This is a genomic window from Empedobacter sp. GD03797, assembly GCF_029842105.1.
Classification (GTDB): domain Bacteria; phylum Bacteroidota; class Bacteroidia; order Flavobacteriales; family Weeksellaceae; genus Empedobacter; species Empedobacter falsenii_C.
The window spans coordinates 59,028-73,545 of record NZ_JAOCFS010000008.1 but is presented as its reverse complement, the minus strand read 5'-3'; the positions used below and the strand labels follow the sequence as shown (position 1 = coordinate 73,545).

11 protein-coding genes are annotated in these 14,518 nt (G+C 32.9%); 6 read left to right on the top strand and 5 right to left on the bottom strand.

What is annotated here, in order from left to right:
• Nucleotides 1-46: 46 nt before the first annotated feature.
• Entirely contained in the window at nt 47-2,248 is a 2,202-nt protein-coding gene (gene recQ, locus N5D90_RS07945) for a DNA helicase RecQ (RefSeq protein ID WP_280062106.1), read from the bottom strand.
• Between the two features lie 164 nt (nt 2,249-2,412).
• On the opposite strand from recQ, the gene N5D90_RS07940 reads away from it, so the two are divergent.
• The 6 genes from N5D90_RS07940 to N5D90_RS07915 all read left to right on the top strand — a co-directional run bounded on the left by N5D90_RS07940 (nt 2,413) and on the right by N5D90_RS07915 (nt 8,108).
• Nucleotides 2,413-3,378 (top strand): KpsF/GutQ family sugar-phosphate isomerase, encoded by a 966-nt coding sequence (locus N5D90_RS07940; RefSeq protein ID WP_280062105.1) that lies wholly within the window; start codon nt 2,413-2,415, stop codon nt 3,376-3,378.
• A 4-nt stretch (nt 3,379-3,382) separates the two neighbouring features.
• Nucleotides 3,383-4,216 (top strand): twin-arginine translocase subunit TatC, encoded by an 834-nt coding sequence (tatC, locus tag N5D90_RS07935; RefSeq protein WP_280062104.1) that lies wholly within the window; start codon nt 3,383-3,385, stop codon nt 4,214-4,216.
• A 68-nt stretch (nt 4,217-4,284) separates the two neighbouring features.
• Entirely contained in the window at nt 4,285-5,031 is a 747-nt protein-coding gene (locus N5D90_RS07930; protein ID WP_280062103.1) for an electron transfer flavoprotein subunit beta/FixA family protein, read from the top strand.
• A gap of 26 nt (nt 5,032-5,057) precedes the next feature.
• On the top strand, nt 5,058-6,014 hold the full coding sequence (locus N5D90_RS07925) for an electron transfer flavoprotein subunit alpha/FixB family protein (RefSeq protein ID WP_280062102.1): 957 nt from the start codon (nt 5,058-5,060) through the stop codon (nt 6,012-6,014).
• A 108-nt stretch (nt 6,015-6,122) separates the two neighbouring features.
• Nucleotides 6,123-6,755 carry a bifunctional nuclease family protein gene (locus tag N5D90_RS07920; RefSeq protein ID WP_038332620.1) on the top strand — a complete coding sequence of 211 codons (633 nt, stop codon included), beginning with the start codon at nt 6,123-6,125 and terminating at the stop codon, nt 6,753-6,755.
• A gap of 18 nt (nt 6,756-6,773) precedes the next feature.
• Entirely contained in the window at nt 6,774-8,108 is a 1,335-nt protein-coding gene (locus tag N5D90_RS07915) for an MFS transporter (RefSeq protein WP_280062101.1), read from the top strand.
• Between the two features lie 67 nt (nt 8,109-8,175).
• Here the strand turns inward: N5D90_RS07915 and N5D90_RS07910 are convergent, their stop codons facing one another.
• The 4 genes from N5D90_RS07910 to N5D90_RS07895 all read right to left on the bottom strand — a co-directional run bounded on the left by N5D90_RS07910 (nt 8,176) and on the right by N5D90_RS07895 (nt 14,487).
• Nucleotides 8,176-8,673, bottom strand: a complete 498-nt coding sequence (locus N5D90_RS07910; protein ID WP_280062100.1) for a dihydrofolate reductase — start codon at nt 8,671-8,673, stop codon at nt 8,176-8,178.
• A gap of 66 nt (nt 8,674-8,739) precedes the next feature.
• A complete protein-coding gene (locus N5D90_RS07905) occupies nt 8,740-11,274 on the bottom strand; it encodes a M1 family metallopeptidase (RefSeq protein ID WP_280062099.1) in 2,535 nt (844 codons plus the stop codon).
• A gap of 102 nt (nt 11,275-11,376) precedes the next feature.
• Nucleotides 11,377-11,805 carry a hypothetical protein gene (locus N5D90_RS07900; protein ID WP_280062098.1) on the bottom strand — a complete coding sequence of 143 codons (429 nt, stop codon included), beginning with the start codon at nt 11,803-11,805 and terminating at the stop codon, nt 11,377-11,379.
• A 69-nt stretch (nt 11,806-11,874) separates the two neighbouring features.
• On the bottom strand, nt 11,875-14,487 hold the full coding sequence (locus tag N5D90_RS07895) for a reprolysin-like metallopeptidase (protein ID WP_280062097.1): 2,613 nt from the start codon (nt 14,485-14,487) through the stop codon (nt 11,875-11,877).
• Between the last annotated feature and the right edge of the window lie 31 nt (nt 14,488-14,518).

The following is a 14,518-nucleotide window of genomic DNA, read 5'->3' as shown; positions in this document are numbered from 1 at the left end:
CCAAAGATAAGCATTCCTTGGGCTGAAAGTTTATTTTTTGTATGGTTTAATTTGCGACTTCACTGATGAATTTGATACGCATCAAACGTAATTCTTCTTCATCATAATCGTCACCAAATTCATCTAACAATGATGACATTGAGTCAGAATCTGCATCCATCAAGAATTCATAAATTTCCTCTTGTTGGTCTTCGTCCAAAACTTCGTCAATGTAATAATTGATATTTAATTTTGTTCCTTGATAAACGATACTTTCCATTTCTGAAAGCAAATCGCTCATCGTCATATTTTTTGCTTCCGCAACATCTTCAAGATTTAACTTTCTATCTGTTGATTGGATGATATAAACTTTGTGACTCGATTTGTCCGCAACTTGTTTAATCACCATATCTTCAGGGCGAATGATATCGTTATCTTTAACATATTGCGCAATAAAATCTACAAATTCTTTCCCAAATTTTTGAGCTTTTCCTTCTCCAACTCCAAACACATTTGTTAACTCCTTAACGGTTGTTGGATATTGCATTGTCATATCATCTAAACTTGAATCTTGGAAAACTGCAAAAGGTGGAATTTGATGTTTTTTAGAGATTTTTTTACGTAAATCTTTCAATTGTTTCAATAAAACATCATCAAAAGCAATAGGAGCAGAAGACGTTTCTTCTTTGTCGAAACTACCTTCCGATAATAATTTTTTGAAATCAATATCTTCGGCAATTTCAAAAGAAGTTGGTTTGCTAATGAAATCTTTTCCTGCTTTGGTAATTTTTAAGACACCATACGATTCGATTTCTTTCTCTAATAAATTACGCACAATTAATTGACGTAAAATAGATTTCCAATAATAATCTTCTTTTGCTTTTCCAATTCCGAAGAAATCTTCGGAGCTCAAATTATATGATTTTGTAATCGAAGTTTCTTTACCAACGATAACGTTTACAACATCATTTAATTTTAATTTTTGATTTGTTTTCTGAACAACATTTAAGGCAATTACGGCATCATCTTTTGCCTCAATCATTTTTTTAGGATTGCGCATATTGTCGTCCATATTTGCACCTTCGCCGTTTTTGTCGTCAAATTCTTCTCCAAAATAATGTAACAAAAATTTACGACGCGACATCGAAGTTTCAGCATACGCCACAACCTCAGAAAGTAATTGCATTCCAACTTCGCGTTCTGCAACAGGTTTACTTGCTAAGAATTTTTCTAACTTTTCGATATCTTTATAATCATAGAAAGCAATACAAACACCTTCACCACCATCGCGACCTGCACGACCAGTTTCTTGGTAATAACTTTCTAACGATTTTGGCATATCGTAATGCATCACAAAACGTACGTCTGGCTTGTCAATTCCCATTCCGAAAGCAATTGTAGCGACAACAACACTTGCATCTTCCATCAAAAACATATCTTGATGTTTGCTACGTGTTTTGGCGTCTAAACCTGCGTGATAAGGAATAGCATTGATTCCATTTACTTGTAAAAGTTGGGTAATTTCTTCAACTTTTTTACGACTCAAGCAATAAATGACACCAGATTTACCATCGTTTTGTTTGATAAATTTGATGATTTGTTTGTCTTGATCAACCTTTGGACGGATTTCGTAAAATAAATTCGTACGATTAAAAGAATCTTTAAAAACTTTAGCGCTTTGCATTCCCAAAGTTTTCTGAATATCTTCTTGTACTTTTGGTGTTGCTGTTGCTGTTAAAGCAATAATTGGCGCATCACCAATTTTGTTGATAATCGCTTTTAGATTACGATATTCTGGTCGAAAATCGTGTCCCCATTCAGAAATACAGTGCGCTTCATCAATCGCAAAAAAAGAAATTTTTACCGATTTAAAGAAATCGATGTATTCTTCTTTTGTCAAAGATTCGGGTGCAACGTACAACATTTTAGTTACTCCATCTTTAATATCTGTCATAACTGTTTTCGTTTCTGACTTATTTAAAGATGAGTTTAATACGTGGGCAATTCCATCATTTTCAGAAATTCCACGTATAGCGTCTACTTGATTCTTCATCAGCGCGATTAAAGGGGATACAATAATCGCAACTCCATCTGACATTAATGCCGGTAATTGATAACATAAAGACTTACCTCCTCCAGTTGGCATCAAAACAAATACATCTTCTTTATTTAGTAAGCTTGTAATGATTTCGTGCTGCTGTCCTTTAAATTGGTCGAAACCAAAATATTTTTTTAGGTAAGATGTTAAGTTTTTCGAAGTGGCTTCCATCTACACAAAAGACTAAAATTAATATTATAAATTAAATAGTTCCTATATTTGATAACTCTTAAATATACACATAAATTTTATATGATTTATATATAATTGAGTGTAAATAAAAAAGGAGAGTAAAAGTACGAAAAATTTTAAAAATAGACAATAGAAATTTTATTGTGGGAAATTCAGAATTAATACAAATAGCGCAAGATGTTTTTCGAGAAGAAATTCAAGCGCTAGAAGCAATAGCTTCTCGTATTAGCGAGTCTTTTGTTGATGCGGTAAATGCGATATATAACACGAAAGGAAAGTTGGTAGTTGTTGGAGTTGGAAAGAGTGCACATATTGCAAATAAAATTGTAGCAACGTTAAATTCTACCGGAACTCCAAGTCAATTTTTACATGCGACGGAAGCCATTCATGGCGATTTGGGTCTTGTGCGACCAGAAGATGTGGTGATTTGTATCTCGAAAAGTGGAAATACGCCAGAGATTACTTACTTGGCTCCGATTCTTAAACAATATGCTTCGGTTTTGATTGGATTGACATCAAATTTGAAATCAGAATTAGCAAAAAATTCAGACATTGTTTTGGATGTTAATATTGATAAAGAAGCTTGTCCAGTAAATTTGGCACCAACAACTTCTACAACAGCTCAATTAGTAATGGGTGATGCTTTGGCAGTTGCTTTGATGAAATTGAGAGCGTTCACACAAAACGATTTTGCAAAATATCATCCAGGTGGAGCATTAGGAAAACGATTATTATGGACAGTAGAAAATATTGTTGATCCAGAAAGAAAACCTTTTGTTCATCCAGATTCTTCGATTACAGAAGTCATTAATTCATTAACATCAGGTCGTCATGGAATTACAGTTGTGATAGATAATGATAAAATTGTTGGTGTAATAACAGACGGAGATTTGCGCCGAATGTTATTAAATAATGAAACTTTTGCACATTTAACAGCGAAAGATATTGCTTCAATGAATCCGAAAACAATTCAAAAAACTGAAAAAGCAAGAGAAGCTTTAGCAATTTTGCGTCACAACAGTATTGGACAATTGGTGGTGGTTGATGAAGAAAATCATTATTATGGAATTTTGGATATTCACTCAATTTTAAACGAAGGAATCGAATAAGCGTATGGCAGATAATACAAAATCGAGTATGTCATTTTTGGCTCATATTGGTGAGTTGAGAGGACATTTGGTTCGTTCTATTTTATCAATTGTGATTACATCTATTGCAGTCGCTATTTATTGGGACGAATTGGTGGAACATGTAATTATGGCTCCATTAAAATCAACTTTTCCAACGTTTGATATTTTTAATCAATTTGGTGAATTAACAGGTTTCGGAAAAATTTATACCGAATCATTTGACATTTCGAAAGAATTGACCAATCTTAATCCATCAGGACAGATTACTTCACAGTTTTTTGCTGTAATTGTGTGTGGCGTAATTATCGCAATTCCTTATATTATTTTTGAAATTTGGCGATTTGTAAAACCAGCCTTAAAAGAAGCTGAACGAAAATATGCAGGATTTACCATCTTTGCTGTTTCGTTTTTCTTTGTAACAGGAGTACTATTTAGCTACTATATGTTGCTACCATTGTGTACGCAATTCTTATTTACGTACGACCCTTTTGGTGTAGGAAATACATGGACATTGCCAAGTTATATCGATTTATTTGTTCAATTATTATTATCGATGGGAGTCATGTTTTTGATGCCAGTTTTCGTTTACTTCTTAACGAGTATTGGAATCTTAACTCCAAAATTCTTGAAAGAATACCGCAAACACGCATTTATCGTTGTATTAGTGATTGCAGCTGCGATTACTCCAAACGATGTGTATAGTATGGTTTTAGTGACAATTCCTCTTTGGTTATTGTACGAACTAAGTGTATTGGTTTCAAATTCAGTTTATAAAAAACAATTGAAAGCGAAAAGTAACGACTTAGTAAAGAATTAACAATGTTATGCTTGCATAATAAAATAAATTAGTTATTTTTACATAAAAGAAAAAGTAAACACAAAATTATGAAGATATTAGTTTGTATTAGTAGTGTACCAGATACTACAGCAAAAATCAACTTCACAGCTGATGGAAAATCATTTGACAAAAATGGCGTTCAGTTCGTTATTAACCCGCACGACGAATTTAGTTTAAACAAAGCAGTAGAGTTACAAGAAAAACAAGGCGCTACTGTTACAATTTTAACTGTTGGAGATGCAACTGTAGATCCAGTTATGCGTAAAGCTTTAGCAATTGGTGCGAATGATGGAATTCGTATTGATGCTGATGCTCGCGATGATTTCTTTGTTGCTACACAAATCGCAAAAGCTGCTAAAGATGGTGGTTTCGATTTAGTATTGACAGGAAAAGAATCAATTGATTACAACGGAGGTTCTGTACCAGGATTAGTTGCAGCAATGTTAGATTACGGTTTTGTAAACGGATGTATCGGTCTTGATGTAGAAGGTTCTTCTGCAAAAGCTGTTCGCGAAATTGATGGAGGAAAAGAAATTGTAGAAGTTGCTTTACCAGCTGTTATCGCAGGACAAAAAGGATTGGTTGACGAAGCTGCATTAAGAATTCCTAACATGCGTGGAATTATGCAAGCGCGTACAAAACAAATCACAGTTGTTGCACCAGAAGCGACAGAAACTAAAGTTGAAGTTGTTGGTTATGTAAAACCTGCTGAAAGAGGTAATGTAACATTAATCGACAAAGACAATGTAGCAGAATTGGTAAGATTATTACACGAAGAAGCTAAAGTAATCTAATTATTCACCTAAAAAGAAATTAAAAAATGGCAATTTTTGTATACGCAGAGTCACACGACGGAAAATATAAAAAAGCAGGATTAGAGGCAGTTTCTTACGCAAAAGCTACAGCTGATGTTGCTGGAGATACTGTTACAGCAATCGTTTTTGGAAATGCTGCTGCTGACGAATTATATAAATATGGAGCATCTAAAGTAGTTAAAGTTGAGAATGCAGCTTTAGCAAAATTTGATGCAAATTCTTACGCAAAAGCTTTGGCTGAAGTTGCTCAAGGAGATGTTGTGGTTTTACCATCAACAAACGAAGGAGCGACTGTAGCACCAGTTTTAGCATACAAAACAGGAGCATCTTTAGTAACAAATGTAGAAAAAGCCCCAACAGCAGTTTCTCCATTCATAGTTGCGCGTAAAGCATTCTCTGGAAAAGGAATTGAAACTGTTGCAGTTTCAGGAAAAGTTGTAGTTACAGTTTTACAAAACGCATTCGGAGCAAAAGAAAATGCAGTTTCTGGTTCAGAAGAATCAGCTTCAGTATCAGTTTCTGATGCAGATGCTAAAGTAAAAGTTGTTTCAACAGAAATGGCTTCTTCTGATAAAATCGATTTGAAAGAAGCTGATATCGTAGTTTCTGCAGGTCGTGGAATGAAAGGTCCAGAAAACTGGGGAATGATCGAAGATTTAGCAAAAGTTTTAGGAGCTGCTACAGCGTCATCTAAACCAGTTGCTGATATCGGTTGGAGACCTCATGCTGAGCACGTAGGACAAACAGGAAAAGCAATTGCGCCAAATTTATATATCGCAGTTGGTATTTCCGGAGCTATTCAGCACTTAGCTGGAGTTAACGGATCTAAAACAATTGTTGTCATCAACAATGATCCAGAAGCACCTTTCTTCAAAGCAGCAGATTACGGAATCGTAGGAGATGCTTTTGAGATTGTACCTAAATTAACTGAAGAGTTAAAAAAATATAAAGGTCAAGCTTAATCATTTTAAGATTATAAATTCAATCCGAATCATTTAGGTGGTTCGGATTTTTTTTATTCATTAAAAAAAGATTAAATATTCATCAGTTTTTCATAGATTTACACCCAAATGGACAATTTAATTAGATTAAATATTAAAGGAATTTCTTACAGTCAAACTCAGACTGGCGCATATGCGTTGATTCTTGAGGAAAATGTAGGAGGAAGAAAGTTACCTATTATTATTGGGAGCTTCGAAGCGCAATCAATCGCATTAGCTTTAGAGAAAGATATTAATCCACCTCGTCCATTAACACACGATTTGTTTATTTCATTAGGAAAAGAATTTCAATTAAATGTTGATTCAATTTATATTTATAAATTAGAGGATGGCGTTTTCTACTCGAATATTGTTTTTGTGAATGATGATGGACAACGTGCCGAAATTGATTCGAGAACTTCTGATGCAATTGCGTTGGCTGTTCGTTTCAATGCACCTATCTATGCCTATGATAATGTTGTAGAAAAAGCTGGAATTCATTTGGACGTTATTGAAGAAGAAGAAAATATACGTCGCGCAGCAAATAACTTTGAAGATGATTTGGATATCTTGGCTGGTTTGGAAAATGATTTGTCTGATATCAACGAATATGAAGGTTGGACAAAATCTGAACTTGAAACTGAGATGGAAAAAGCTGTGAAGAATGAAGATTACGAATTGGCAGCTCGCCTTCGTGATCAAATCGATAACATGGGAAACTAATAACTATTTCAAATAATTATGTCTGTAAAGCTTAGACTTACAATCATGAGTTTCCTTGAGTTTGCGGTATGGGGAGCATACCTAACCTCTATGGGAAATTACTTAGGATCAGTTGGCTTAGGTCCAAAAATTGGTCTTTTTTACGCGATGCAAGGTATTGTGTCGATTTTTATGCCCGCAATAATGGGTATTGTAGCGGATAGATGGATTCCTGTACAACGTTTGTTGGGATTGAATCATTTATTAGCTGCGATTTTTATGTTTGCAGCAGGTTATTACGGAATGACAGCTGGAAACGATGTAGATTTCACAACAATCTTCGCACTTTATTCGGTTAGTGTGGCGTTCTTTATGCCAACAATCGCCCTTTCTAACTCAACAGCCTACACAATTTTAAAACAAAATAATTTAGACACAATCAAATCCTTTCCACCAATCAGAACGTTTGGTACAGTAGGTTTTATTGTTGCTATGTTATTTGTTAATTTCTCTGGATTTAAAGATGGTGTTTTTGGATTTAACTTTTCAAGTGATCCAACATTCGTAAGTTTTCAATCCAATTATTATCAGTTCTTTGTATCAGGAGTTTTAGGTGTTGTATTATTTTTATACAGCTTCTTATTACCTAATTGTCCAGTTAACAAAAGTTCTGAAAAACAATCTATTTCTGATGCATTTGGTTTAAAAGCTTTTGCATTATTCAAGGATAGAAAAATGGCAATTTTCTTTATCTTTTCGATGCTTTTGGGTGTCTCGTTGCAAATTACAAATGGTTATGCAAATCCATTTATCACAACGTTTAAAGATATTCCAGAATATGCTAATACGTGGGGAGCAAGTAATGCAAATGCCTTAATTTCGTTATCTCAAGTTTCAGAAACATTGTGTATTTTATTAATTCCTTTTGTGTTAAAACGATTCGGAATCAAAATCGTAATGTTGATGGCAATGGTAGGTTGGGTCTTACGTTTCGGATTATTTGGATTAGGAGATCCAGGATCTGGCGTTTGGATGTTTATCTTATCAATGATTGTTTACGGAATCGCTTTCGATTTCTTCAACGTATCAGGTTCATTGTATGTAGACAAAGAAACAAACGAAGAAATTCGTTCTTCTGCACAAGGAGTTTTTATGATGATGACAAATGGTTTTGGAGCAACTATCGGAATGTTAATTGCGCAATATATCGTGAATCATTTAGTGTATAGTCAAACTGATTTGACATTACAATTAGAAGGATGGAGACATTCTTGGTTCATCTTTGCAGGTTACGCATTAGTCGTTACGGTATTGTTCGCAATTGTATTCAAATACAAACACAATCCAGACGAAGTACAAGATGTTAAGCACTAAGTTGTTAAATTAATAAAATATAAAAGCAAGAATTTTGGTTCTTGCTTTTTTTATGCTCGTAATTTTTCTAATTTTCTTTATCTGATCTTTTATACGTCACAAACGAGTAAGCATACGGATGCTTTTCATCCTTTTTGAAATCTTGTCGTTCTACTTCTTCCCATTCGTCCGAGTCAATTTCTGGAAAATAAGTGTCTCCATCAAATTCGTGATGAACTTCTGTGATGTACAAAACATCTGTAAATTCCATCGCTTGTTTATAAATATTTCCACCACCAAGAATGTAAATATCATCGTCAATTTTTTTTGCAGCTTCTATTGCTTTTGCTAAAGATGAAGCAATTTCGATACCTTCTGCATTCCAATTCTGATCTCTTGTCACAACAATATTGGTACGATTTGGTAAAGGTCTACCCAATGATTCAAACGTCTTTCGTCCCATAATAATAGGATGTCCAGAAGTTATACTTTTGAAATGTTTCAAATCATTTGGTAAATGCCAAATCAAATCGTTTTTTGCACCAATTACGTTGTTGCTTGCTTTTGCTACTACAATGTTTATCATAAGTTATAAGGTAAAAAAAGCTATCCTTTTTGGGGATAGCCTAACAAATATAATAATTTTAGCGAATTATTTCATTTTATTTATTGCATCTTGTAATTGCTCCACTTGTTTTGCAATAGTTGCAGATTTAATTGTTTTTGCTGCATTCGTTTTCACTTGCAACGCTTTTTCAGCCATCATTTTCACCGCTTGTCCAGCTTGTGGATTTTGCTCTTTCAAGTATGGATAATAGCGCGAATATGTTTTCGCAATTTCAGCTGTTGCATCTGGTGTATCATTGTTCATAATCCAATTGAAAGCTTGTTCAGCAATTTTTCCTTTTTCTGCATCTTGGAATTTTACAAATTCATACATCGCAGCAGATTCAGAAATTAAAGCAGCTTTATCCAATTGATTATTTTTAATCCAAGTCGGAACTAATGCCATTGCTAAATCTGGCGAACCTTTAATTACTTCATTGTCAAGATTAGTTGTTAAATCATTAATTTTTGAAGGATTATTTTTTAAGATTCCTGTTAATGAAGCTCCTTGAACACTAAACGATGGACTTTTTGAAGCTTTCTCGAAAATTGTTGCATCATAAATATTGGCATCATTCAAAGCACTTAAAGCTGCCGCTTGAACCAATGTTTTAGGATCGTTAGAAGCTAATTGTTTTAATTTTGAAGAAGCTTTATCTACAATCGTTTTTGATTTTGTATCTAATTTATGAATCGCATAAATTCTTAATCCATCAAATGAATCATCTAACGCATTAATTAATGCATCAGCCGCTTTTGGATTAGTAGCTTGCGCATTTGCCATCGCTTCAATCGCTAATAAACGCGTCGTGTAATTTCCTTTTCCAGCTTTGTATTGCGCAATAAAATCTTCAACAGGTTTTTTATCATCAATATCTGCTAATAAAACTTGATCCGCATTTGGAATAACGACATCAGGTTTTTGGTTTGAAGCAAATTCGAAAACAGTTTCTGCTTGTTTTGGAACCCAAACTTGTTGACGTGTTGTTTTTCCGTTTTCGACAATATCAATTGCAAAAGGGAATTCAAATAATTTTGAAGCATCTTGACGAACAACAACTTTTACTTTTTTATTCGTTGAAGAATAGTCTGAAACAATAGTTAATTTTGGATGACCATTTTCGTAATACCATTGATTGAAAAACCAGTTCAAATCACGGCCAGAAACCTCTTCCAAAGCCAAGCGTAATTGTGCAGATTCAGCTTTTCCGTATTCGTTGTCTTTCAAATATTTGTTCAAACCTTTGAAGAAAGCATCATCTCCCAAGAAATTTCTCAACATATGTAAGATGATTCCACCTTTGTTATACGAAACACCATCAAACATATCTTCGCGAGAATTATAATGAACTCGAACCAAATTTTTCGTTGGTCCATCACCTTGTTTATAACCAAACATTTCGTTGTAACGATGCTCATCCGCTTTCTCTTTTCCGTATTTATATTCGAACCATAAATATTCAGAATAGTTCGCAAAAGATTCATTCACCGTTAAATTTCCCCAACTCTCAGCTGTTACTAAATCTCCAAACCAATGGTGAAATAATTCGTGCGCAATCACATATTCAGCAGTATTTTCATCGACTAATTGACCAGCTTTTTGCTGAACACCATCATGAAAAAGAGAAGCTGTTGTATTTTCCATTGCTCCAGAAACATATTCGCGAGCTGTCATTTGCGCATATTTATCCCAAGGATAAGGATAGTTTAATTTATCAGAAAAAAACTGAATCATTTCTGGCGTGTTACCAAAAATTTGCTTCGCAACATCTTTATATTCTGGCTCTACATAATAATCAACATTGATGTTTTTCCATTTGTCATTGATGACTGCATAATCTCCAATCCCGAAAAAGAATAAATATGGCGCATGTTTTTTATCGAATTTCCAATAATCCGTTTTTGTTCCGTCCGAATTTTTCTTTGAAGATTTCATCGTTCCATTTGATAATGAAACATATTTATCAGGATATGTTAACGTGATTTCTTGCGAAGTTTTTTGATTTGTTTTATCAATTGTCGGGAACCAACAAGAAGAAGATTTTGTTTCGCCTTGTGTCCAAATTTGAGTAGGATAATTTGGTCGATCACTTTTTGCATTGATAAAATAAACACCTTTTGCATCGTTTATCGCCGCACTTCCTTCTTGTTTTACTTCGTTCGGACGCGCTGTATACTTGATGTAAAGCGTATATTCTTGATCTTTTTTGTATTCTTTATCTAAATCGATGACTAATTGTAAATCATCATATTTATAATTTAATTTCTTTTTTGTAGCGCCATTTACCAAAGCAACTTCGCTAATCAACATTGCTTTTGCGTCTAACGTAACTTTGTTTGTTGCATAGAAATGCGGTTTCAACGTAATCCAAGCTTCACCCAAAACGTGCTCTTTTGCATAATCAAATTTAAGATCTAACTTGGTATGAACAAGATTGTTGATTCGCTCTGCCTCCGCACGATAAATATCTAATTTATTCGTTTGGTTTTCGTTGTAACTCGGTGGTGGCGTCATTACTTGCGCATAAGTAAGACTTGATATAATAAAGGCTGATGAAAGCCAAAGAATGCGTTTTTTCATTGTAAAATTTTATTTCTATTGGTTGATAATTTTCTCGAAAAGTTACAAAAAAAGCCTCCAATTTGGAGACTTTAAGTATATTTTATGAAGATTTAAATTCAATTAATTAATTTCTTGAAATTTATACAGGGAATTTGAAAATGGAATTTTATAGAATTTAATCAAATTTTCTTGGTTAGAAGTTGATTCAGAATTTTTATTCTTGATTCTTTCGTATAAAATTACTCCGTTTTTTATGTCGATAATATTAATACTATCTGTTTTCATATTAAAAACGACTAAATTATTTTTATCAAAATTAACAATTCCAATTGATACTCCAGGCATACGAGTCGCATTTATCGGGCCTAATGTTTTACCGAACTCAATATCATTTTTAATTGTAAAAATAGAATCGAAATTTTCGAGAGAATTTTCTCGTAACTCTAAAATTAAATTACTTTTATCGTCAAAGTTATCTTGATGTTGAGTTAATTTATTTGCTGAGCAACTTAAAATGAATAGTGGAATTATAAGAAAAATAGTTTTCATAATGGTTGTATTTTAAATTACAAAACCCATTAAAAAATGGGTTTTGTATGAATTATTGAATGAAAAAAATTATTTAATAATTAATTTTTTCGTTTGTGTTGAATCTCCATCATTAATTTTTACAAGATATACACCTTTAGGTAAATTTGTAGCATTAACTGCTTGGTCGATTTTATTTCCAGCAACATTATAAGTATTTGTAGAAACAACTTGTCCAGCAAGGTTAATAATTTCTGCAGTTACTTTATTAGTTTTCGTGTTCATACGAATATTAAAATTACCATTTGTAGGATTTGGATAAACAAATAATTCATTTTGTTTTGTGATGTCTGAAACAGCTAATTTTGACGTTTCACGATGACATAATTCAATTCCTATTTTATTGACAGTTCCTATATTTCCAGCTTTTAAATCTGCAAGGCGGAATAAATACGAACCATTTGCTGTTATGTTTTCATAACGTTTAAGATCTAAAGTACCTGTAATTACAGCATCTTTTACTCCACAATTATCAAAACTTGAGCCTCCGAACTTATTAAATTTATACGATAAGTTTGGTGTAGTACAGCTTTGGTACCATGCATATTGATAAATTTGATCAACACCAGATTTAGCAAACATAACAACTAATTCGTTAGAATTATCATGTGTAATATCGGTAATTAATGAGATGTCTTCAACTTTTTTTGTTTCTCCAGAAATTGGAATTGTGATATTTGTAATTCCAGCAGTACTTCCTACGGCATCTTTCATTGTGATTGGAGTTGTCGCGAAAAATTGATTACATGATAAACTAACTTCATAACCAATAGCTATAAAAGGGCTTGCTGCATAATAAATATTATTAACAGCTTCTATGATAATATTTGCTTTTTCTGCAGTAACACCGCTAGGTAATGTAATAGAAGCTTGTCCGTTATTAGGAGTTGATTCTAATAGAGTGGTAAATGTTTTGCCTTCGTCTGTTGTTAGTTTTATTTTTACATTTTGTGTATTAATTGCTCCTGTATTTGTCCCAGCAACATCCCATTTTAAGTCAAATGTTTCTCCTGATTTAAATGATTGGTTAAGGTTAATATTATTAATCTTAAATGGACCATCTTCAGTAATTGTTATCAATGCTTTGTCCGAATCAATTTGACCTCCTCCTTGTTTGTTATCTCTGACTTGTAAGACGAAGTTCATCTCTTTTGCTATATCAGAAACTGTATTCCATGTAGAATATAACTGACTATTTAGTACATTCTCCATTGGGGGAAAATATCTTTCTGGATTTGTAGAGTGTTCATAAACTCTAAAATTTGCACCATCAGTATTTTTACTACTTGGATTTTTGAAATTAGATCCTGTATATGTTAATATTGGATCTGATTGTTCCCATGAATAAGTTAATTTATCATTATCTGTATCATTAGCACTTCCAATTAAATGAAAAGCAGTTCCTTTTGGTATTGTGTAATCTTTTCCAGCATTTGCTATAGGAGGTTTGTTAGTACTTTCTGTAGTTGTACCACATGTTTGTTTAGCTAAATAACTATTAATTTGTTCAAGATTATAATGATTAAATTGAGAAATGAAAGTATTTTGAACATCATGAGTGCCTGTTACGCCAGGGTATCCCATAACTGTTACACCACTTCCGATTTCTCTATTCGCCATATATCCTTCGTTTCTCGCGTGAACATGATTTGCTCCGAATTGATGTCCCATCTCATGGGCACCAGCAACCGAAAAATTAAAACCTTCAGGATTTGTTTCTACAGGTCCAATATAAGCTGATCCTTTTTTAGTATTATTACAAACACTTCCGATATAGCCAGCATTTCCTCCTCCAAGAAGATTAGTGAATAGGATTCCAATATCATAATTTTCAGAACCAATATTTGCGTCCAATTGTTTTTGAACTTCAGCGTTTAATCCAGTTGTTTTAAAAGGACTAGTAGCAGCTGTAAGATAAGTTACTTTGTCTAGATTGTCAGCTAATTGAAAAGAAATAGACAAGTCATTTTCATATATAGGTAATATATAAGTTAATGATTTTGATACAGCAGCAATAGATGTTTCTAAAGTTGGTTCTTGAGTACCAGAAAAATATTTATTGTATTGATAATCAGTTGCTATTGCTAGTTTGTATTTTCTGTAAGTAGAAGGGTTATTAATTCCTTTTGATTCGCTAGATACAACAGAAGTACTTGAATCTACACTACCACAACTGAAATTTTTTAAACTTGGAAGATTTTCGCTATCAATTAATTCATATTGACCAGCTGTTTTTTCGATAATATATTTATCAGTTGAAGAATATACAATAGCATTAATTCCTTGAGCCGTAGAGTAGCCTAAACTGATTTTTTTTAATGGATCAGAAGTTGAATATCCGTAATATGATTTAATGTTAGGAAACTGTTCCTTCATTTTATCATTTAATAATTCTCTTTCAACTAAAACAAATTTTTCATTTTTTCCTTTATTATTAGGAAGAGTAACTTCTAATTTTGAATTTTTATTAAGAGTATTAGCATTAGACGCTAATTGATTTTCAACATTCTTTAAGTCTAGAATTATTTTTTTTGAATTAGGTAATGAAGTGTCAATGTTTTTTAATTGATTATTGCTATTTTCTTGCGCATAGGTAATAGTCATAGCTAAAAGCATAGCTACAAGCGTAAAATTTTTTCTCATAATTGCGTGTTAATATTATATTTAATGTTAA

Bases quoted from the DNA above. Each gene is read 5' to 3' on its own strand.
- N5D90_RS07930 (WP_280062103.1), top strand. From the start codon at position 4,285: ATGAAGATATTAGTTTGTATTAGTAGTGTACCAGATACTACAGCAAAA.
- N5D90_RS07895 (WP_280062097.1), bottom strand. From the start codon at position 14,487: ATGAGAAAAAATTTTACGCTTGTAGCTATGCTTTTAGCTATGACTATT.
- N5D90_RS07900 (WP_280062098.1), bottom strand. From the start codon at position 11,805: ATGAAAACTATTTTTCTTATAATTCCACTATTCATTTTAAGTTGCTCA.
- N5D90_RS07925 (WP_280062102.1), top strand. From the start codon at position 5,058: ATGGCAATTTTTGTATACGCAGAGTCACACGACGGAAAATATAAAAAA.
- tatC (WP_280062104.1), top strand. From the start codon at position 3,383: ATGGCAGATAATACAAAATCGAGTATGTCATTTTTGGCTCATATTGGT.
- N5D90_RS07905 (WP_280062099.1), bottom strand. From the start codon at position 11,274: ATGAAAAAACGCATTCTTTGGCTTTCATCAGCCTTTATTATATCAAGT.
- N5D90_RS07920 (WP_038332620.1), top strand. From the start codon at position 6,123: ATGGACAATTTAATTAGATTAAATATTAAAGGAATTTCTTACAGTCAA.
- N5D90_RS07915 (WP_280062101.1), top strand. From the start codon at position 6,774: ATGTCTGTAAAGCTTAGACTTACAATCATGAGTTTCCTTGAGTTTGCG.
- recQ (WP_280062106.1), bottom strand. From the start codon at position 2,248: ATGGAAGCCACTTCGAAAAACTTAACATCTTACCTAAAAAAATATTTT.
- N5D90_RS07910 (WP_280062100.1), bottom strand. From the start codon at position 8,673: ATGATAAACATTGTAGTAGCAAAAGCAAGCAACAACGTAATTGGTGCA.